Origin of the sequence: Mesorhizobium sp. M4B.F.Ca.ET.143.01.1.1 (genome assembly GCF_004792275.1) — a bacterium.
Taxonomy (GTDB): domain Bacteria; phylum Pseudomonadota; class Alphaproteobacteria; order Rhizobiales; family Rhizobiaceae; genus Mesorhizobium; species Mesorhizobium abyssinicae.
This window is the reverse complement of record NZ_SRSR01000003.1, coordinates 510,594-528,801: the sequence shown is the minus strand read 5'-3', so window position 1 is coordinate 528,801 and position 18,208 is coordinate 510,594. Positions and strand designations below refer to the sequence as shown.

The 18,208-nt window shown below is 65.2% G+C and carries 21 protein-coding genes and 1 tRNA gene; 12 read left to right on the top strand and 10 right to left on the bottom strand.

From position 1 onward, the window contains the following. The first annotated feature begins 2 nt into the window (after positions 1–2). The 3 genes from EN786_RS09890 (at position 3) to EN786_RS09880 (ending at position 2,366) form a co-directional block, all read left to right on the top strand. Positions 3–779, top strand: a complete 777-nt coding sequence (locus EN786_RS09890; protein WP_127283363.1) for an adenosylcobinamide-GDP ribazoletransferase — start codon at positions 3–5, stop codon at positions 777–779. Between the two features lie 24 nt (positions 780–803). Then, on the top strand, positions 804–1,814 hold the full coding sequence (cobT, locus tag EN786_RS09885; RefSeq protein ID WP_127283364.1) for a nicotinate-nucleotide--dimethylbenzimidazole phosphoribosyltransferase: 1,011 nt from the start codon (positions 804–806) through the stop codon (positions 1,812–1,814). Between the two features lie 219 nt (positions 1,815–2,033). Further along, positions 2,034–2,366 (top strand): hypothetical protein, encoded by a 333-nt coding sequence (locus tag EN786_RS09880; RefSeq protein WP_127283365.1) that lies wholly within the window; start codon positions 2,034–2,036, stop codon positions 2,364–2,366. 153 nt (positions 2,367–2,519) lie between these two features. On the opposite strand, the gene EN786_RS09875 is transcribed toward EN786_RS09880, so the two are convergent. Together EN786_RS09875 and EN786_RS09870 are read right to left on the bottom strand one after the other, a co-directional pair. Then, positions 2,520–2,595, bottom strand: a tRNA-Lys gene (locus tag EN786_RS09875). A 105-nt stretch (positions 2,596–2,700) separates the two neighbouring features. Beyond that, positions 2,701–3,606, bottom strand: coding sequence for a PhzF family phenazine biosynthesis protein (locus EN786_RS09870; RefSeq protein WP_127283366.1), 906 nt, complete (start codon positions 3,604–3,606; stop codon positions 2,701–2,703). Between the two features lie 101 nt (positions 3,607–3,707). Between EN786_RS09870 and EN786_RS09865 the strand changes: the two genes are divergently transcribed. The 4 genes from EN786_RS09865 (at position 3,708) to EN786_RS09850 (ending at position 7,254) form a co-directional block, all read left to right on the top strand. Then, complete coding sequence (locus tag EN786_RS09865; RefSeq protein ID WP_127283367.1) at positions 3,708–4,994, top strand: efflux RND transporter periplasmic adaptor subunit; 1,287 nt, start codon at positions 3,708–3,710, stop codon at positions 4,992–4,994. Positions 4,995–4,998: 4 nt separating this feature from the next. Continuing rightward, on the top strand, positions 4,999–5,706 hold the full coding sequence (locus tag EN786_RS09860) for an ABC transporter ATP-binding protein (RefSeq protein ID WP_127283368.1): 708 nt from the start codon (positions 4,999–5,001) through the stop codon (positions 5,704–5,706). Further along, positions 5,703–6,920: an ABC transporter permease gene (locus EN786_RS09855; protein ID WP_127283369.1), complete on the top strand. Its 1,218-nt coding sequence runs from the start codon at positions 5,703–5,705 to the stop codon at positions 6,918–6,920. Before EN786_RS09860 ends, EN786_RS09855 begins: the two co-directional genes overlap by 4 nt. A gap of 91 nt (positions 6,921–7,011) precedes the next feature. Continuing rightward, on the top strand, positions 7,012–7,254 hold the full coding sequence (locus EN786_RS09850; protein ID WP_127283370.1) for a hypothetical protein: 243 nt from the start codon (positions 7,012–7,014) through the stop codon (positions 7,252–7,254). 21 nt (positions 7,255–7,275) lie between these two features. Here EN786_RS09850 and EN786_RS09845 read toward each other — a convergent pair whose 3' ends face one another. Beyond that, the gene (locus EN786_RS09845) at positions 7,276–7,752 is read right to left on the bottom strand and encodes an Lrp/AsnC ligand binding domain-containing protein (RefSeq protein WP_127283371.1); all 477 of its coding nucleotides are present in this window, start codon (positions 7,750–7,752) and stop codon (positions 7,276–7,278) included. A gap of 146 nt (positions 7,753–7,898) precedes the next feature. Between EN786_RS09845 and EN786_RS09840 the strand changes: the two genes are divergently transcribed. Continuing rightward, a complete protein-coding gene (locus tag EN786_RS09840; protein ID WP_127283372.1) occupies positions 7,899–8,969 on the top strand; it encodes a 1-aminocyclopropane-1-carboxylate deaminase in 1,071 nt (356 codons plus the stop codon). Between the two features lie 4 nt (positions 8,970–8,973). Here the strand turns inward: EN786_RS09840 and EN786_RS09835 are convergent, their stop codons facing one another. Further along, positions 8,974–9,699: a hypothetical protein gene (locus tag EN786_RS09835; RefSeq protein WP_127283373.1), complete on the bottom strand. Its 726-nt coding sequence runs from the start codon at positions 9,697–9,699 to the stop codon at positions 8,974–8,976. Between the two features lie 10 nt (positions 9,700–9,709). Further along, complete coding sequence (locus tag EN786_RS09830) at positions 9,710–10,822, bottom strand: endonuclease/exonuclease/phosphatase family protein (protein WP_127283374.1); 1,113 nt, start codon at positions 10,820–10,822, stop codon at positions 9,710–9,712. A gap of 166 nt (positions 10,823–10,988) precedes the next feature. Between EN786_RS09830 and EN786_RS09825 the strand changes: the two genes are divergently transcribed. Next, positions 10,989–11,576, top strand: coding sequence for a BA14K family protein (locus EN786_RS09825; RefSeq protein ID WP_127311759.1), 588 nt, complete (start codon positions 10,989–10,991; stop codon positions 11,574–11,576). 150 nt (positions 11,577–11,726) lie between these two features. After that, positions 11,727–12,011, top strand: coding sequence for a PilZ domain-containing protein (locus EN786_RS09820; RefSeq protein WP_127283376.1), 285 nt, complete (start codon positions 11,727–11,729; stop codon positions 12,009–12,011). A gap of 265 nt (positions 12,012–12,276) precedes the next feature. Here the strand turns inward: EN786_RS09820 and ilvC are convergent, their stop codons facing one another. The 3 genes from ilvC to EN786_RS09805 all read right to left on the bottom strand — a co-directional run bounded on the left by ilvC (position 12,277) and on the right by EN786_RS09805 (position 14,592). After that, entirely contained in the window at positions 12,277–13,296 is a 1,020-nt protein-coding gene (gene ilvC, locus EN786_RS09815) for a ketol-acid reductoisomerase (RefSeq protein WP_127283377.1), read from the bottom strand. Positions 13,297–13,322: 26 nt separating this feature from the next. Beyond that, on the bottom strand, positions 13,323–13,976 hold the full coding sequence (locus EN786_RS09810; protein ID WP_135908271.1) for a TetR/AcrR family transcriptional regulator: 654 nt from the start codon (positions 13,974–13,976) through the stop codon (positions 13,323–13,325). 160 nt (positions 13,977–14,136) lie between these two features. Next, positions 14,137–14,592: a MarR family winged helix-turn-helix transcriptional regulator gene (locus EN786_RS09805; protein ID WP_127311233.1), complete on the bottom strand. Its 456-nt coding sequence runs from the start codon at positions 14,590–14,592 to the stop codon at positions 14,137–14,139. Between the two features lie 96 nt (positions 14,593–14,688). Between EN786_RS09805 and EN786_RS09800 the strand changes: the two genes are divergently transcribed. Further along, the gene (locus tag EN786_RS09800) at positions 14,689–15,453 is read left to right on the top strand and encodes a glutathione S-transferase family protein (RefSeq protein WP_127311234.1); all 765 of its coding nucleotides are present in this window, start codon (positions 14,689–14,691) and stop codon (positions 15,451–15,453) included. On the opposite strand, the gene EN786_RS09795 is transcribed toward EN786_RS09800, so the two are convergent. Then, complete coding sequence (locus tag EN786_RS09795) at positions 15,401–16,642, bottom strand: NAD(P)/FAD-dependent oxidoreductase (RefSeq protein WP_127311235.1); 1,242 nt, start codon at positions 16,640–16,642, stop codon at positions 15,401–15,403. The genes EN786_RS09800 and EN786_RS09795 overlap by 53 nt on opposite strands. A gap of 78 nt (positions 16,643–16,720) precedes the next feature. Continuing rightward, positions 16,721–17,131 carry a helix-turn-helix domain-containing protein gene (locus EN786_RS09790; protein WP_127283382.1) on the bottom strand — a complete coding sequence of 137 codons (411 nt, stop codon included), beginning with the start codon at positions 17,129–17,131 and terminating at the stop codon, positions 16,721–16,723. A gap of 137 nt (positions 17,132–17,268) precedes the next feature. Between EN786_RS09790 and EN786_RS09785 the strand changes: the two genes are divergently transcribed. Continuing rightward, positions 17,269–18,162: an SDR family oxidoreductase gene (locus EN786_RS09785; RefSeq protein WP_127285269.1), complete on the top strand. Its 894-nt coding sequence runs from the start codon at positions 17,269–17,271 to the stop codon at positions 18,160–18,162. The last annotated feature ends 46 nt before the right edge of the window (positions 18,163–18,208 follow it).

Genomic DNA, 18,208 nt, shown 5'->3' with positions numbered 1-18,208 from the left:
GCATGAAGCTCCAGAACTTTCCCCTTTCGCTCCGGCAAGTCCTCGATGACATCGCCCTTTGCCTGGTCTTCTTCACCAGGCTGCCGCTGCCCGTCTTTGATTTTCGCGGGCGCAGCCTCGCCGCCGCGATCTGGGCCGCCCCGCTCGCCGGGCTTGCCGTCGGACTGATCGGCGCGGTCGTCTACGCCACTGCGGAACGATTCGGCCTTGCCATGGGTCCGGCGGCAGCACTTGCGCTTGCCGCAACATTGCTCACCACCGGCTGCCTGCACGAGGATGGGCTGTCCGATGTCGCCGATGGCTTTGGCGGCGGCAAGTCGCGCGGTGGAAAACTGGAGATCATGCGCGACAGCCGCATCGGCGCCTATGGCGCGTCGGCACTGGCCCTGTCGCTGCTGATCCGCTGGAGCGCGATTTCGGAATTCGCCGACCCCACACAAGCCCTCCTGGCGCTCATTCCCGCGCACGCCGCCTCGCGCGGATTGCTGGGCGCCTTCATGCATCTCTTGCCCCCGGCGCGGTCCGACGGCCTCTCGGCCGGCGCCGGCAGCGTCTCGGCCGAGGCCGCAATAGCCGGCGCCGTGCTCGGCGCTATACCGCTCCTCCTGCTCGGGCCAGGCGGCGCCATTGTCGCGATCGTCCTGCTTGGTCTGCTGTTTGCCGCGTTCCGCGCCCTGTGCCTCAGCCAGATCGATGGCCAGACCGGCGACACGATCGGCGCCCTTCAGCAACTTGGCGAGATCGCAGTCCTGCTCGTCGCTTCCGTATCCCTATCCTGACTCTCTTTCGGAGACTTTGCCCCCATGTCTTTCAAATCGCTTGATGAACTTCGCGCTGCCTGCCTCGATCTGCCGGCCGGCAGCGACACCGCGGCCAATGCCGTCGCCCGCCGCCAGGACACGCTGACCAAGCCGCAAGGCAGCCTCGGCCGGCTGGAAACCATCGCCGCCTGGCTGGGGCGCTGGCAGGGTCGCGACATGCCGAAGCTGGACAAGGTCAAGGTCTTCGTCTTTGCCGGCAATCACGGCGTCACCGCGCAGGGCGTCTCGGCCTTCCCGTCGGAAGTCACCGTGCAGATGGTGGCGAATTTCGCCGGCGGCGGCGCCGCCATCAACCAGCTCGCCCGCATCGCCGGAGCCGATCTCGACGTCATTCCGCTCGACCTCGACCATCCGACCGGCGACTTCACCGAAGTGCCGGCGATGGACGAGAAGGCTTTCCTCGCCGCCGTCTCGGCCGGCCATGACGCGGTGACCAAGGATATCGACCTCGTCTGCTTCGGCGAAATGGGCATCGGCAACACCACGCCGGCGGCGGCGATTTCTGCCGCCCTGTTCGGTGGCGGCGCCGAGAAATGGACCGGGCGCGGCACCGGCGTCGACGATTCCGGCCTGAAGCGCAAGGTGACCGCGATCGAAGCCGGCCTCAAGCGCCATGCCGACGCGCTGTCCGACCCGCTGAAGATCGCCGCAGCCCTCGGCGGCCGCGAACTCGCCGCCATCTTCGGCGCCACGCTCGCCGCGCGCCGCAACAACGTGCCGGTGCTGCTCGACGGCTTCGTCTGCACCGCCGCCGCGGCGCCGCTGGCGCGGCTGCACCCGACCGGCCTCGCCCACACCATCGCCGCCCATGTCTCGGCCGAATCCGGCCACCGCCGCCTTCTCGAAGCGCTCGGCCTCCCGCCGCTGCTCGACCTCGGCATGCGGCTCGGCGAAGGCTCCGGCGCCTGCCTTGCCGTCAACATCGTGCGCTCGGCGCTGGAATGCCACGCCCGTATGGCGAGCTTCGCAGAGGCAGGTGTGTCGGAGAAGTGACGAGACTGCCCATAGGTATAGCAGCCTAATCAAGCGAATCTCAGATACTAAAAGCCAGCCCCTGAGATCGCGAGGGGCTGGTCTATTAACCATGCCGCGCCAATTACCAACAATTGCGAATGATTTGTGATTCAGCTCACATCTCAAAGACAACAGCCATGCCAATTACCTCGAGCCAATATTTCTGATTGTGGAAATATTACTGCAACGGAGGAAGACATGGCTCGTTCAATTCGTGTCCTCTACAGGGGTCAGCATGGTACAATTCGCAAGAATTTCAATTGGGACCCGATCAATCTTGACTCCACTGTGGTCATAACGGCGGCGGAATTCACACCCGCCTTCGGCGGCCTCGGCGGCGGCCCCAAGACACTTGGGCGCCCCAACCTTGGCCTGGCAAACGTCTATGTGACCAATGTTGGGCCTCACGGCCGGGCTGGCGTGGAAGCAGGAGGCGTTGAATTCCTCCTTCACGTCGACTGGAACAGCCCCCTGGACATTGTGGTGACCATCACCGTTTTGGATGACATCGAACAATTCTTCCAGGCATAGCGGACGTCTTGCCATCGCTATGCGCGGCGTTGGCCGCCACTATCCGATCCGGCGCTCGCCAGTTGGGCTAACTGGGCTGGCGATCGCTGCGTCTCACAGCCCTTGGCGGCTGGTTTCGCCGCACATGAAAAAAGAAAAGTTCAGCGGAAAAATTGGTGGGTGTGCACAGGATCGAACTGTGGACCCGCTGATTAAGAGTCAGCTGCTCTACCAACTGAGCTACACACCCACGCGGCCGGGAAACCCAGCGTCGGCGGGCATATAGCCGCCGATCTTGGGGATGTCTAGCCCTGCCGGGATCATTTCCCGACAAATCGCCTAAGTGCCGCACCCATCATACAAAAAGCTTGCCTTCCGCCACCTTGACGGCATGTCCGCCAATGCGGGCGGCGGCCAGTTTGCCGCCATCGACATTGAGCTCGAGGCGGATTCGCGACGGCCGTCCCATCTCCAGCCCCTGCTCGATCCAGAGTTGCGAAATGCCGTCGGTCGGGCCGTCGAAATGCATGATGGCGCCGGCAAAGGCGGCCGCTGCCGAGCCGGTCGCCGGGTCCTCATAGGAGGGGCTGCCGGGCACGATCATGCGCACATGGAAGGCGCTCTCGTGGTTCACCGTTTCGCGGCAATAGACATAGGGGCTGGCGAAAGCCCATTCGCTCTTGCGCGGCGCCAGTTCCGACCAGGCCTGGTTGTCCAGCCGGATCTGGCCCGCCGCCTTCAGGTCGGCGACCGGAATGGTCACGTAGGGCACGCCGGCCGACCAGAACGAGACCCGGTGATTCTCGAAGCCGATCTCATGCGGTCCAAGGCCAAGCGCGGCGCCGATCGCTTCCGCGTCGGCGGAGAGCTCCAGCGGCTCCGGCAGCTTCGCCAGGTCGAACTCGGCGAAGGTGGCGCCGTCATGCCTGCTCACCGCGCAGCGCACCGGGCCGATATTCTCCTCGAGCACGAAGATGCCGGCGGTCTCGCCGGCCAGGTCGGCAAGCGCGATCGCCGAACCGACGGTCGGATGGCCGGCGAACGGCATTTCATAGTCGGGCGTGAAGATGCGAATGCGGGCGCGGTGCTTGGCGTTGTCGGGCGGCAGCACGAACACCGTTTCGGACAGATTGAATTCGCGCGCGATGGCCTGCATTGCCGCAGTGTCCAGCCCCTTGCTGTCCAGGACGACAGCCAGCGGATTGCCGGCCAGCCGCTCGGTCGTGAAGACATCGTAGAGCAAGTAGTTCCGGGTCTGCATTCTTGCCTCAATCCCAACATGGGCGAAATTTAATTTGTAATTCGAACCACAAAGCCTGATCTGTGCACAGATAGGGACATTGCGCGTTATAGGGGTCCAGCGTGGACCAGATTGTCAATCCGCCAAAGACGGAATCGGATTCCGCCATCGAGACGGCGCTTGGCCTCGACCATCAGGGCCTGCGCAGGACACGCCGTCGCGGCTGGCGCTATGCCCTGTTGGCGTTGACCGCCGTTGCCGCCGCTTTTGCCGGCTACCAATTGTATTCAGCTTCTCCAGCCAGGATTGACTATACCACGGTGCCGGCCACTGTCGCCGACCTCACCGTCCAGGTCTCGGCCACCGGCACGCTGCAGCCCCTCACCCAGGTCGACATCTCCAGCGAGCTCTCGGGCGTCGTCCGATCGGTCGCGGTCGAGGAGAATCAACGGGTCAAGAAAGGCGACGTGCTGGCGACGCTCGACACCGCCAAGCTCGAAGTTCAGATCGAGCGCGCCGAAGCGTCCGCCAGGGCGGCCGCGGCCAGTGTCGAGGACGCAACGGTGACGCTGAAGGAGAACGAGAACGCTCTGACACGCGCGAACGAGCTCACCAGGCGCGGCATGGCGACTGACCAGTCGCTCGAGGCGGCGACCGCGACGCGCGACCGCGCCAAGGCTGCGCGAGACAGTGCCGAGGCCAACCTTGCCATCGCCAATGCCGACCTCAAGGCGCAGCAGACCGATCTCGCCAAGAGCACGATCTACGCGCCGATCGACGGCATCGTGCTGACCCGTTCGGTCGATCCCGGCCAGACGGTCGCTTCCTCGCTGCAGGCGCCAGTGTTGTTCATCATTGCCGCCGACCTGAGGAACATGGAACTGCAGGCTGCGGTCGACGAAGCCGATATCGGCTCGGTCAAGCCCGGCCAGCATGCCCGCTTCACCGTCGATGCCTTTCCGGAGCGGCCCTTCGACGCCGAGATCCGCGACATCTCTTATGCCTCTGTCACCACCGATGGCGTCGTCACCTACAATGCTCGGCTGGAGGTCGACAACGGCGAGCTGCTGCTCCGACCCGGCATGACCGCCACCGTCTCGGTCGTCACCAGGCAGGCCAAGGGCGTGCTCACCGTGCCAGCCACCGCCTTCCGCTACCGGCCGGCGCCGCCGGTCGCACGCACATGGAGCCTGCGCGACTTGTTCACCGGCCGCATGGGCCGCCCCGGCCGTCAGCGCGACGCGGCGCCGAGACCGACCGACGGCTCGCGCACGCTCTATGTGCTGGAAAACGGCCGGCCGCACGCGGTCAACGTCAGGGTCGGTTCCACCGACGGCGAGCTGACCGAGATCACGTCCGGCCTCGACGAGGGCGCGCAGGTCATCACCGGCTCGCAGCTGCGGAACTGACGCCGTGTCAGGCTCCACGCTGATTGCCTTCGACAAGGTCTGGAAAAGCTACGGCCAGGGCGAGGCCCGCGTGCACGCGCTGGCCGGCGTCGATCTCGCCATCCGCAAGGGTGAATTCGTCGCCATCATGGGCCCGTCGGGTTCCGGCAAGTCGACGGCGATGAACATCATCGGCTGCCTCGACACGCCGACGGCCGGGACCTACAGTTTCGAGGGCATCGATGCCGGCCGGCTCGACCGCAACCGCCGCGCCATGCTGCGCAACCTCTATGTCGGCTTCGTCTTCCAGGGCTACAATTTGCTGCCGCGCACCACGGCGGCAGAGAATGTCGAGCTGCCGCTGATCTATCGCGGCGTCGCCGCTCGCGAGCGTCGCCAGCTTGCCATGCAGGCGCTGGCCGAGGTCGGGCTTGTCGGGCGCGAGCATCACACGCCGGCCGAGCTCTCCGGCGGCCAGCAGCAGCGGGTGGCGATCGCGCGCGCCATCGTCACCAGGCCGACGCTGCTCGTCGCCGACGAGCCGACCGGCAATCTCGACACCGCCCGCACGCACGAGATCATGGAGCTGTTGACGCGGCTCAACGCCGGGCTTGGCCTCACCATCGTGATGGTCACGCACGAGGCCGACGTGGCAGCCTACGCCGAGCGCACGATCCGCTTCCTCGACGGCCATGTCGCGTCCGACTCCAACAAACTGGAGGCGGCCCAATGATCTGGGAGACAGTTCGCCTTTCGCTGATCTCGATCCGCCGAAACGTGCTGCGCTCGTTCCTGACCTTGCTCGGCATTGTCATCGGCGTCGCTGCCGTCATCGCCATGCTGACCATCGGCTCCGGCACCACCCAGAAGGTCAAGTCCGACATTTCCAAGCTCGGCAGCAATTTGCTCGTCGTCCGCTCCGGCCGCCCGGCCGGGCCAGGCGGACCGGGCGGGCTCGACCAGGTCGTTCGTCCGCTTGCCGACAAGGACCTTGCCGCGCTCGTCAAGCATCTCGACGGCGCCCGCGCCATCTCGCCCGCCTCGCAAAAGCAGGTCCGCGTCATCTTCGGCACCGAAAGCGTGACATCTGGCGTCACCGGCACCGACAGCGCCTATCTCGACGCACGCGACTGGAAACTGGTCTCGGGGCGTCCGTTCAGCGATTCCGAGACCCGCGCCGGCGCCGGCGTCTGCCTGGTCGGCGAGACGGTGCGCCAGCAATTCTTCGGCGCCGGCGATCCGGAAGGCGAGACCATCCGCGTCAACCGCACCTCCTGCAAGATCATCGGCCTCTTGGAACCCAAGGGCTACACCGGCTTCGGCCAGGACCAGGACAATGTCGTGCTGATGCCGCTTGCCGCCTACCAGCGCCGCATCGCCGGCAACCGCGACATCGATTCCATCTACATCGCCGCCGACGACCGCACGCCGACAACCGAACTGCAGCCGCGCGTCGAGGACATCCTGCGCGACACGCGCCGCGTCACGCCCGACCGCGATGACGATTTCTCGATCCGCGACATGACACAGATCGCCGACGCCATGGCCAGCGCCACCACCACCATGACCGGCATGCTGGGCGCGGTCGCCGGCGTCAGCCTGCTGGTCGGCGGCATCGGCATCATGAACATCATGCTGGTCTCGGTCACCGAGCGCACGCGCGAGATCGGCATCAGGCTGGCGATCGGCGCGCATGAGAAGCACATTCTCATCCAGTTCCTGGTCGAGGCGACGGTGCTGTCGCTCTTCGGCGGCATCATCGGCATCCTGATCGGGCTCTCGCTCGCCGCCATCGCCTCGGTGGCGCTGACCATCCCCTTCGCGCCGAGCCCGGCGGTCATCCTGCTCGCCGTCGGCTTTTCAGCGCTGATCGGCATGGTGTTCGGCTTCTTCCCGGCGCTGCGCGGCGCCAGGCTCGACCCGATCGACGCGCTGCGGCACGAGTGAGGCGCAAGGCAGGCGCGGCCTCGCCTGCCCTCTGTCGCCGTGCATCCGGCAATGCTACTGCTGTGACCTTTGGCGCATGGGGGAGATACGAATGAGCAAGAAGGCGCGGCTGGTCCTGACGCTGGCGATCATCGAGGCCGGCCTGGCTGGCCTGTGGTGGTATCTCGCCAGCTACGGCCTCCAGAATCCCGATCGCGTCGCCGCGAATTTCCAGGAGGTCGTCGGCCAGACGATGGGAATGGCGATGGGCGCGCTGCTTGGCCTCGGCGTGATCCTGTTCTTCGTCGCCGCCCGCAACGACCGTAAGGCATTGCCGGATAAGGGACAGCGCTGACCACCACCAAGAGCGGCCCTCTCAGAACGGAAGCCGCGCGTTCTCCTTGACCTCCTTCATGACGAAGAAGGTCCGGGTTTGCCGAACGCCCGGCAGCGCGATCAGCTTCTGCCCGTGCAGCTTGTTGAAATCCGCCATGTCGCGGACCCGTATCTTCAACAGATAGTCGAAGTCGCCGGCCACCAGATTGCAGTCGAGGACCTCCTTGAGCTTCAGCACGGCCTCCTCGAAAGCGGCGAAGCTTTCGGGCGTCGAGCGGTCGAGCACGACGCCGACCATCACCAGCGCGCCAAGGCCGACCGTAGCGGGGGCGATCTCCGCCCTGACTCCGGTGATATAGCCCTCCTCGAACAGGCGCTGCGTGCGCCGGTGGCAGGTGGCAGCGCTGACGTTCACGCGGGCCGCCAGTTCGGCATTGGTCAACCGTCCCTCGGCCTGAAGGGCGCGCAGGATTTTGACGTCGATGCGATCCAGAGTTTCGGCGGAAGATTCTTCCATTTCTGCTGCCCTCTTCGAATGGTTAGGCCAATCATATCGCTGATTTGCGGGAGATGTGAAAAATCCGCCCGCAAGTTCGAGAGCACCTTTCGAGCCACTGCGCCTATGATCGCTTCATGAAAATCACCAGAAGCGGAGACAGAACGATGTCACTTCTCGCCAAGTTTGAACGCTATCCGCTGACCTTCGGCCCGACACCGATCGAGCATCTGCCGCGGCTGAGCGCTGCGCTGGGCGGCAAGGTGCAGGTCTACGCAAAGCGCGACGATTGCAATTCCGGGCTGGCGATGGGCGGAAACAAATTGCGAAAGCTCGAATACATCGTGCCGGATGCTCTTCGGTCCGGCGCCGACACACTGGTGTCGATCGGCGGCGTCCAGTCGAACCATACGCGGATGGTCGCCGCGACGGCTGCCAAGATCGGCATGAAATGCGTGGTGATCCAGGAGAAATGGGTGCCTCACTACGACGCGGTCTACGACCGGGTCGGCAACATCCTGATGACACGCCTGATGGGCGCCGACAGCCGGCTGGTCGACGACGGTTTCGACATCGGCATCCGCAAAAGCTGGGAGGACGCCATCCAGTCGGTGAAGGATGCCGGCGGCAAGCCCTATCCGATCCCGGCCGGCGCCTCGGTGCACAAGTTCGGCGGGCTGGGCTATGTCGGCTTCGCCGAGGAGGTGGCCCGGCAGGAAGCCGAGCTCGGCTTTGCCTTCGACTACATCATCGTCTGCGTCGTGACCGGCTCGACGCAGGCCGGCATGATCGTCGGCTTCGCCGCGCAAAACCGTGCCGACCGGGTGATCGGCATCGACGCCTCCGGCACGCTCGACCAGACCCGCGCCCAGGTCCGCCGCATCGTCGACGACACCGCCGCCCTCGTCGGGCTCGGCCGCGCCGTCCGCGACGACGAGATCGTCATCAACCCCGACTATGCCTATCCCGCCTATGGCGTTCCGTCGGACGCCACGAACGACGCGATCCGGCTGGCGGCCCGCACCGAGGCCATGATCACCGATCCGGTCTACGAGGGAAAGTCGATGCAGGGCCTGATCGACCTGACCAGGAAGGGCTTCTTCCCCGAGGGCTCGCGAATTCTCTACGCGCATCTCGGCGGCGCGCCGGCCATCAACGGCTACAGCTATTACTATAAGGACGACGGCGGCTCCCGGAAAAGCATGCCGGACGAGGCGCTGCCGCCGATCTTCCCATGAGGCATTACAGGACTTCGTGGCCGCCCGCGAAATGCCATTCGATCAGCGGCTTCATATGTCCCATCAGCCCGTCCGGCAGGTCGGTGGCATCGCGGATGACGACGGGAGCTTCGATCTCCGGTTCCGCCTCCGTGGCGACGAAGGCGCTGATCCGCCGCGCGATCTCGTCGGCTGGCTCGCTCACCCGATAGCGGCGGAAGATCACCGTGCCGCTCGGCGTCGACAGCGCATGATAGTGCCGGCCGCGTTCGGCGCCCGACAGGTCGATCGCTGTCTCCTCGCGCACCTCGCGGATCATGTTGAGGTCGACATCGACGAGGCCGTCGCGGAAATCGATCGGCTCGAACGAGCCGGCGGCGAAGTAGACGCGGCCGGCATTGACGGTATGCGCGCCCATGCGGATCGCCACCAGCGCATTGTCGCCGGCGACCAGCATGGCATGCGCATAGGCATGCTCGGCGCCGCTCGCCTCGCGCTTCTTCCGCCACAGCATGAAGGTCGAATATTTCACCGCATGGCAGCGGCCGACGAGCCCGCCGTCGCGATAGGCGAGCGCCGAGAGCAACACCACCGTGCCGTCGAACAGCGCCGGGTTTGCCCCCATCTCGCGCCGCCAGTTCTCGGCGATCGCCTCGGCGTTGTCGCGTTCGAACGGATGCGGGCCGGGGTCGAGCCGGACATCGACCTTGTCGACCGGCAGGATGACGTTGCGCGGCAGATCGAAGCTCACCCGCCGATCCTCAGGCCATGTCCAGGGCGATCACCACCGGGCAATGGTCGGAGGCCTTCGGTCGGTCCCAGCCGGCGCGCGGGAAGCGCTCGACCTCCTGGCCCGCCGGAAAGATGGTGCGCCAGGGCTGGCCGTTGCGGACGATGTCGGGAACGGCGGTCGCGTTCTTCGCCGCCAGCCCCTTCGACAACAGGATATAGTCGAGCTGGCAGAGGTGCCGCTCCTCAGGACCGCGCGTGTGGTAAAAGCTCCAGCGGTCCATCTCCGGCCGCCGCTCGACCACGTTTTCGCAGAAGCCGCCGGCGGTCAGCACGTTGATGCAGGACTGGCTCTCGTCGATCACCTGGAAACGGTAGCCGTCGACGCTGTCGCCCTCGATCTTCACCCGCTGCCGGTAGTCGTTCATGTCACCGCAGATCGCCCAGCGCTTGTCGGCGGCATGATCCTTGCCGAAGCGCTCCTCGATGATGCGGCGCACCGCCTGCGCCTCGGCGACGCGCAGCGGCATGGTCGCCTCGCGTCCGTCGAGGCCGTTGCGCGGCGATCCCATCGACTTGAAGTGGACCAGATAGAGCGTCAGCGGCGCGCCGCCGATCTTCAGGTCGACCTCGAGGCAGTCGCGCCGGAAGATGCGCTCGATGGCCTGATAGCCGAGCGTCGCCAGTTCCGGCGTGAACAGGCCGAATTGCTCGAAGGTGACGTGGGCGTGGCTGGTCATGCGCACGAATTCGATCGGCTGGCCCTCGGCCGTCTCGCTGCGCATCATCACGGCAACGTCGATGCCGCGTGAATCATTGCCGGCCGTGGTGTATTTCTGCCGGTAGCCCTGCCCGACCATCTTGAACAGATAGCCATATTCGAAGGCCTTCAGCGCCTCGATATTGTCGACCTCCTGCATGCAGATGATGTCGGCACGGGTGGCGGCGATCGCCAGCGCGGTGAGCTGGCGAGTGTCGTCGGACTGGGAAATGGCGCGCGCCTGCTCGAGCATCTTGTACTCGGCCTCGCTCTGGATATCGAACAGCGCCAGCGTGCGATCCTCGTTGAGCTGGTTGCGGTAGCCGGAAAAATCGAACCTGTTCATCAGGTTCTCGACGTTGAAGGTGGCAAGGCGCAGCGACATGGCCGTGACCTTTGCCCAGAACTCCCGATGAAGACAAGGGCCTCCCATGCGCCCGTCATGGTTGACGGAACCTTTCCGTTCATCCGCCGTTCAGACGGCAAGTTCCATAAATAGGCCTCTTCCCGGGGTATTCTGGGCGTGGGGCCTGTAATCTTCGGAGTGTGCAATGAAACCGCTCTTTTTGTCTTCGTTGAGGTCCGGTCTGCTGACCCTGGGCCTTGTGGCGGGGGTGACGGCGCCTTCGCTGGCCGGTCCGATCCTTGAGCCCGACCTGTCGGTCCCGTCCAACCTAGCGGCGCCGGGCATTACACCCGTCCGCGACGAGTGGGCTGGCGGCAATGACCGGCAACTCAACAATGAGGAATGGCGCTGGCGTAACCGCGACGGCCGCTGGCGGTCCGGCAATTTCCGCGAGCGCAATTTCTCCCGCAACTGGGATGGTGACAATAACTGGAACGGCGACGACTGGCGCTGGAGACGCCACCATCACCGCCGCCATTTCCGAGATTCCGATGCCGCAATTCTTGGTCTTGGCCTGGGTCTCGGCCTCGGCAGCCTGTACTACAACAACGGCTACAACGGCTACAACAACGGCTACTATGTTGAGCCGCCCCACCGGATCTATCGGACACAGCGCCTTTCCAGAGCCCACGTCCAGTGGTGCTACGACCGCTACCGCTCGTACCGGGCATGGGACAACACGTTCCAGCCCTATAACGGCCCGCGCCAGCAGTGCTGGTCGCCGTATAGCTGAGCGGCAAGGGATCGAAGAATGCTCGAACGGCGCCGCGCCTCGCGGCGCCGTTTTTGCCTGGGCAGCGCCATCACGCTATCGGCGCTAACGCGCTGTTCATCAGGCGGGTCTATCACAGAGGCTGACCGGATCGCCCGGCAGCGGAAAGCCATGGCCGAGGACGAAAACAGGGACAAGCGCAGGCAGCGCGTGCTGAAGGGCGCGTCCATCCTGACCGGCATCGCCAATTCCGAGGTCAAATGCACGCTGCGCAACATGCATGCCGGCGGTGCCGAGCTGAATGTCCCGATCGAGGCGCGCGTGCCCGACGAGTTCCTGCTCTACGTGCCGACCGACGGCATCGGCTACAAGGCCGTGGTGCGCTGGCGCCGCGACGGCCGCATCGGCGTCGAGTTCACCGGCACCGAACCGAAGCCGCACTGGCACTACGGCTGAAGCGGGCTCTTTTCCACCGCGAACTCATCCGCTTAACGAAAAGCCGGCGGATTGCTCCGCCGGCTCGGTGTTTCTCGACCGGAAGCTTGATGACAATTCGCCCTGCCGAGTCAGCTGGTGCGGGTTTCGAGAACCGGAGCGGAGCGGACATTGAAGTCCGTGAGCACCGCAGAAACCCGCGGCAGATGGCCGGCAGGGTAGAATTGGCACCGCGCGTCCGCAGGGCGAAGCCCGAGGACGCGCAATGCAAAGACCGTGGATCGCCTCAGTTCTTGGCCTTGTCGACCAGCTTGTTCTTGGCGATCCACGGCATCATCGCGCGCAGCTTCGCACCGACCTCTTCGATCTGGTGGCTGTCGTTGTTGCGGCGGATGCCCTTGAAGCGCGCCAGGCCGGCCCGGTATTCCTGCATCCATTCCGAGGTGAACTTGCCGGTCTGGATATCCTTCAGCACGCGCTTCATCTCGGCCTTGGTCTCGGCGGTGATGATGCGCGGACCCGAGACATATTCGCCCCATTCGGCGGTGTTCGAAATCGAGTAGTTCATGTTGGCGATGCCGCCCTCATAGATCAGGTCGACGATCAGCTTGACCTCGTGCAGGCACTCGAAATAGGCCATTTCCGGCGCGTAGCCGGCTTCCACCAGCGTCTCGAAGCCGGCGCGGATCAACTCGACCAGACCGCCGCAGAGCACCACCTGCTCGCCGAACAGGTCGGTCTCGCATTCCTCGCGGAAATTGGTCTCGATGATGCCGGAGCGGCCGCCGCCGACGCCGCAGGCGTAGGAGAGCGCCAGATCGAGTGCATTGCCGGAAGCATCATGGTTGACGGCCACCAGGCACGGCACGCCGCCGCCCTTCTGGTATTCGCCGCGCACGGTGTGGCCCGGGCCCTTCGGCGCAATCATGACGACGTCCACGGTCGACTTCGGCTCGATCAGGCCGAAATGCACGTTGAGGCCGTGCGCAAAGGCAATCGCCGCGCCATCGCGGATGTTCGGCGCGATCTCGTTCTTGTAGATGTCGGCCTGCAGTTCGTCGGGCGTCGCCATCATCATCAGGTCGGCCCATTTGGCGGCGTCCGCGACGGTCAACACCTTGAGCCCGTCGGCCTCGACCTTCTTGGCGGTCGCCGAGCCGGCCTTAAGACCGATGGCGATGTCCTTGACACCGGACTCCTTGAGGTTGAGCGCATGCGCCCGGCCCTGGCTGCCATAGCCGATGATGGCGACCTTCTTGCCCTTGATGAGGTTGAGGTCGGCGTCACGATCGTAATAGACACGCATTTTCGTCTTCCTTCCCGTTTTGAAGATCAGAGGGCTCGGGGCCCGGTTTTTGCTCCGTAAAGAGCGAGAAACTGCTGCGTCGCACGGGCGGCATCGCCACCGATCGTCGCCTCAGTCAATTCCAGCCGGTCGCCGAGCAGAAGCCTCATCTGCACATCGCGGGCGACCAGCCCGAAAAAGGTGCGGAATGCCGTTTCGGCATCCGCGAAATCCAGCAATCCGGCCTCGCGTCCCGCTTCCAGCACCGGCTTCAAGCGCCTGGCGAGCGCGAAACGTCCATTCTGCAGCACTATGGCGCCGAGGTCATCCTTGCCGGAACCGGCATGGCCGACGGCTACCCGGTTCAGCGCGATCGAGGTGTCGCTCGAAATCACCTTGAGCCAGTCCGAGGCGAAGCGTTCGAGGCTCGCCGTCAGCGAGGCGATGTCGAGGCCCTTGCGGTCGATGGGCGCCACGCGCACCTTGGAGGCCTGCCACTGCACCGTCGCCGTCAGCAGCCCGTCGCGGTCGCCGAACCATTTGTAGAGCGTTTCCTTGGAGCAGCTCGCCCGCCGCGCCACCGCGGTCATGGTCAGGCTGTCGCCCTCCTCGACCAGCAGGCGAAGGGCGGCGTCGAGAACGGCCTGCTGCCGCTCCGTCAGCGCTTCGCTGCTGTCGATCTCGGCGCCTGCCTGCAACACGTTTCTTTCTCGCCTGATGAAAGGTCACGCCCGTTCTTGGTGGCGTACCGTACGTTACGGTTCGGCATATTGCGCAATCCTGCTGCCGACGCAAGCGCAAAATGGAGAAAATCATTTTGGTATCCAGACGCAGCGCGCAAACCGCCAGGTCTTGGCTGGCTCAGTCGCCGGCAGGCGGATCGCGCAACCTGCCGAGCAGGGTGGCCAGTGTCTCAAGGTCCTCGACCGGAAGCCTGGCGCCCACCAGCTCGGCGATCGATCGCCCGTAGGCGGCCCACATGCGGCGACGCGTCTCGCGTCCGCTGCCGGTGATGCGGATGGTCTGGCCGCGGCCGTCATCCGCGACCGGCAGCTTCTCGATCAGGCCATCGGCCTCAAGACGGGCCAGCAGCCGCGAGATGTTGTATTGCGCGAACAAGGTCCGCTCGATGAGCTGGAACGGCCGCAGCCCGCCCTCGCCCGCTTCGGCAAGCTCGTGCAGCACGTCGTACCAGGCGAGCGGCGGCAGACCGCTGGCCTTCAGCGCATCCTCCGCTCTTTCCACGAGCTGGCGCGAGACGCGCATCAGGCGCGCCCAGGCTTTGATCGCGGCGGGTGAAGGCGATGTCCTCGTCATTGGCGCAGCCTAAGCGATAGATGCAATTGCATCAAGCTTGACGTTCGATGCATTTGCATCCATATCAATGCAACTGCATCTATATGGAGTCATCCGATGAAACACGAAATCTGCAAGGTCACCGGGGAAAGTGAGAGCGGCAAGCTCACCCTCGTCAGCCATCACCTGTGCCCCTATGTGCAGCGCGCGGCGATTGCCCTTGCCGAGAAGGGCGTGCCGTTCGAGCGCGTCATGATCGATCTCGCCGACAAGCCGGCCTGGTTCAGGGCGAGATCGCCGCTCGGCAAGGTGCCGCTGCTCAGCGTCGATCGCGGCGGCGAAGAGACGGTGATTTTCGAGTCCGCCGTCATCCTCGAATTCCTCGAGGAAACCGAGGCCAATCCGCTGCACCCAGCCGACCCGCTGACGCGCGCCCGGCACCGCGCCTGGATCGAGTTCGGCTCGGCCACGCTGAACGCCATCGGCCGCTTCTACGCCGCCTCCAGCGAGGCCGCCTTCACGGCCGAAAGCAAAGGCCTGTCGGCGATGTTCGATCGGCTCGAAGCGGAACTGGCGGACCGCGCCAGCCCCGGCCCCTGGTTCGCCGGCGAGCGCTTTTCTCTGGTCGATGCCGTCTATGGCCCGATCTTCCGCTATTTCGACGTCTTCGACGAGATCGGCGATTTCGGCATCCTCGGTGGAAAACCCCTCGTCCCGGCCTGGCGCCGTGCCTTGAGCGAACGGCAGTCGGTGAAGGAAGCGGTCGATCCTGATTATCCGCAGCGCCTCGAGGCCTTCCTGCGGGCCAAGGCTTCGCATCTTTCCGAGGTCATCCGGCAGCGCGATCAGGCCACCTCGCTTCCTGAAGCCCGATACGCCTGAACGGGTCGATCACCGTTCCGGCCACCATCGAAGCCAGCAACTGAGGCGCCGGCGGGATTTTGGCGATCGTCGCCACCAGGCGGTCGCGGATGAAGGGCAGCGCCACGGAATCGGACTGATAGAACGGCGTGAAGGCCAGCGACAGCGCCTGGAAGATGCGCACGTGCCAGCGCCGCGCCTTTGCGTAGCCCTCCAGCGCCGCATCGACGCTGCCCGCCCGCGCAAGCGCATGGCTGAGCGCCGCCGCGTCGAGCAGCGCCATGTTCGCCCCCTGGCCGAGCTGCGGGCTGGTCGAATGGGCCGCGTCGCCGATCACCGCCAGCCGCCGACCGATGGGCTGCCTCATCGTGTGATGGCCATAGCGCGCCAGCGACAGTTGCTCGAAACTCTCGATCTGGTCGGTGAAGGCGGCGCACTCCGGCCACAGCGAGACCACCCTTGCCTTCCAGGCGTCGAGCCCCGCGGCGCGGGCGCTCTCGGCATCCGCCGGCTTCAGGCTCCAGAAGAAGGCAGCCATCCGTTCGGCGCCGGGCTCGGGCCGGCCGATCGGCAGCACGCCGATCATCACGCTCGCTTTGTCATAGCGCTGCAGCAGCGCGTTCTCGTCAAAGCCCTCGCCTCTCCAGCCGAGCGAGGCCCAGAACGCGCCATAGGTGAGTGGCCTGGGTTCAGTTGGATCGTTGAGGCTTTGGCGGCGCAGCCTGGAGCGCGCGCCACTGGCATCGACGACAAGATCGAACGACCCTGCCTTGCGTCCGTTGCCGCAGAGCAGCACGGCCCTTTCGCCGGTCTCCAGCGCTTCGACCTCGACATTGGTCTCGATCGCGATCGCTTCGCGCCGGGCGGCGCGGAACAGCACGCCGAACAGCGCCGCCCGATGCACCGCCAGCCCGAATCGGCCGCCGCGTTGGGCATCGTAGCGGACGTCGAGCACCGTGCGGCCGCTTCTGGCGTCGGCGCCGTGCAGGCGATCGATGCGGCTGCCCAGTGAAAGCATGTCGCCGAGCAGGCCGAGTTCGGCCAGCACGCTGAGCCCGGTCGGCTGCAGGATCAGCCCGGAACCGACCGGCTTCGGCTCATCGAACCGTTCGAAGATGGTGACCCGGTGCCCTGCCCGCTTGAGATAGAGCGCGGTGGCCAGCCCGGCCGGCCCGGCGCCGGCAATCGCGATGTCCAGAGATTTTTGCATTGCCCGCCCAACCCGAAGTGGCCGGACAATCCTTCAGCGGCATGGCTAAATCAAGCCACCGCGCCGTCGCAGCGTGGGTCAGGCCTGCGCCGCGTCGAATGCGGCGCGCGCCTCGCGCACCGCGTCATGGTTGAGTTCGGCCCATTGGACGAGCTGATACAGGGGCACGAACATCGAACGCCCGAGATCGGTCAGGCTGTATTCGACACTTGGCGGCTTGGTTGGGAACACCTCGCGATGGACGTAGCCGTCGCGCTGCAATTCGTGCAACGTCTGGGTCAACATGCGCTGCGAGATGTCGGGAACCAGCCGCCGCAGTTCACCGAAGCGATAAGGCTTTTCCGCAAGCGCCGTTACCAGCAACGGGCTCCATTTGCCGTTCATGCCTTGCATGACGTCGCGAACCGGGCAATCGGCGAAATTGGCGCCGTCCGTCATCGCCTTGTAGATCTCGATCTTCGATTTCAGATTGACGATCTTGCCGTCCATCGCTGGTTCCCTGCGTGTGCCTACGTCCCGGAAAACTGCCTTCTTTACGGGGAGCGGTCAATTCCTAATTTAGTGCTGGTCTCTTTTTGAGACCATCAAGAGCACCCGCCGCTTCGGCGCAAAATCAGGATCTCCCCATGAGCGAAACCCTTCTCGTCACCGGCGCCTCCGGCCAGCTTGGCCGCAGCGTCCTGCGCCACCTGCTCGATGCGCAAAAGATTGCGCCGGCACGCATCATCGCCACCACGCGCAATCCCGAAAGCCTCGCCGATCTGGCGGCGCTCGGCATCACCGTGAGGGCGGCCGACTTCAACGACCAGGCCTCGCTGGAAGAGGCTTTCAAGGGCGCCGACCGCGTGCTGATCATCTCGACCGGCGACCTCGACCTCAAGAGCGACCGGCGCCTGAAGCAGCATCAGGCGGCGGTGGCCGCAGCCAAGGCGGCCGGCGTCTCCCACCTGCTCTACACCTCGATGCCCAATCCGGAGCCGGGTTCGCCTGTGCTGTTTGCCGGCGACCACTACGGCACCGAACAGGCGATCAAGGCGAGCGGTATCGCCTACACGATCTTCCGCAACGGCTGGTACCAGGAGAACCTGTTCCTGGCGCTGCCGCACGCAATTGCCTCGGGCAAGTGGTATACGTCGGCGGGCGAAGGGCGCATCGCCCATGCTGCGCGCGACGACATGGCCGCCGCGATCGCCGCCGGCCTCGCCTCCGGCTCGACCGACAGCCGGATCCACACGCTGACCGGCCCGCAAGCCTATACGACGACAGAGATCGCCGCCCTCGTCAGCGAGGTCACCGGCAAACCGCTGGAAGTCATTCAGTTGCCCGACGAGGCCCTGACCGAGGGCGTGAAGGCGGCCGGTGTTCCCGAGGAATTCGCCCGCGTCATCGTTTCCTTCGACGCCAACACCCGCTCCGGCCGCATCTCCATGGTGACGGACGCGATCGAGACGCTGTCGGGACGCAAGCCGAAGTCGCTGAAGCAGTTCCTCGAAGCCAACAAGGCCGCGCTCGCCGGCTAGAGCGACGCATCTGTGCGAAGGCCGTGCCGTGCGGCACGGCCTTTTG

Coding starts and splice junctions, on each gene's coding strand:
- EN786_RS09890 (WP_127283363.1), top strand. CDS start 3: ATGAAGCTCCAGAACTTTCCCCTTTCGCTCCGGCAAGTCCTCGATGAC.
- cobT (WP_127283364.1), top strand. CDS start 804: ATGTCTTTCAAATCGCTTGATGAACTTCGCGCTGCCTGCCTCGATCTG.
- EN786_RS09880 (WP_127283365.1), top strand. CDS start 2,034: ATGGCTCGTTCAATTCGTGTCCTCTACAGGGGTCAGCATGGTACAATT.
- EN786_RS09870 (WP_127283366.1), bottom strand. CDS start 3,606: ATGCAGACCCGGAACTACTTGCTCTACGATGTCTTCACGACCGAGCGG.
- EN786_RS09855 (WP_127283369.1), top strand. CDS start 5,703: ATGATCTGGGAGACAGTTCGCCTTTCGCTGATCTCGATCCGCCGAAAC.
- EN786_RS09850 (WP_127283370.1), top strand. CDS start 7,012: ATGAGCAAGAAGGCGCGGCTGGTCCTGACGCTGGCGATCATCGAGGCC.
- EN786_RS09845 (WP_127283371.1), bottom strand. CDS start 7,752: ATGGAAGAATCTTCCGCCGAAACTCTGGATCGCATCGACGTCAAAATC.
- EN786_RS09840 (WP_127283372.1), top strand. CDS start 7,899: ATGTCACTTCTCGCCAAGTTTGAACGCTATCCGCTGACCTTCGGCCCG.
- EN786_RS09830 (WP_127283374.1), bottom strand. CDS start 10,822: ATGTCGCTGCGCCTTGCCACCTTCAACGTCGAGAACCTGATGAACAGG.
- EN786_RS09825 (WP_127311759.1), top strand. CDS start 10,989: ATGAAACCGCTCTTTTTGTCTTCGTTGAGGTCCGGTCTGCTGACCCTG.
- EN786_RS09820 (WP_127283376.1), top strand. CDS start 11,727: ATGGCCGAGGACGAAAACAGGGACAAGCGCAGGCAGCGCGTGCTGAAG.
- ilvC (WP_127283377.1), bottom strand. CDS start 13,296: ATGCGTGTCTATTACGATCGTGACGCCGACCTCAACCTCATCAAGGGC.
- EN786_RS09805 (WP_127311233.1), bottom strand. CDS start 14,592: ATGACGAGGACATCGCCTTCACCCGCCGCGATCAAAGCCTGGGCGCGC.
- EN786_RS09800 (WP_127311234.1), top strand. CDS start 14,689: ATGAAACACGAAATCTGCAAGGTCACCGGGGAAAGTGAGAGCGGCAAG.
- EN786_RS09795 (WP_127311235.1), bottom strand. CDS start 16,642: ATGCAAAAATCTCTGGACATCGCGATTGCCGGCGCCGGGCCGGCCGGG.
- EN786_RS09790 (WP_127283382.1), bottom strand. CDS start 17,131: ATGGACGGCAAGATCGTCAATCTGAAATCGAAGATCGAGATCTACAAG.
- EN786_RS09785 (WP_127285269.1), top strand. CDS start 17,269: ATGAGCGAAACCCTTCTCGTCACCGGCGCCTCCGGCCAGCTTGGCCGC.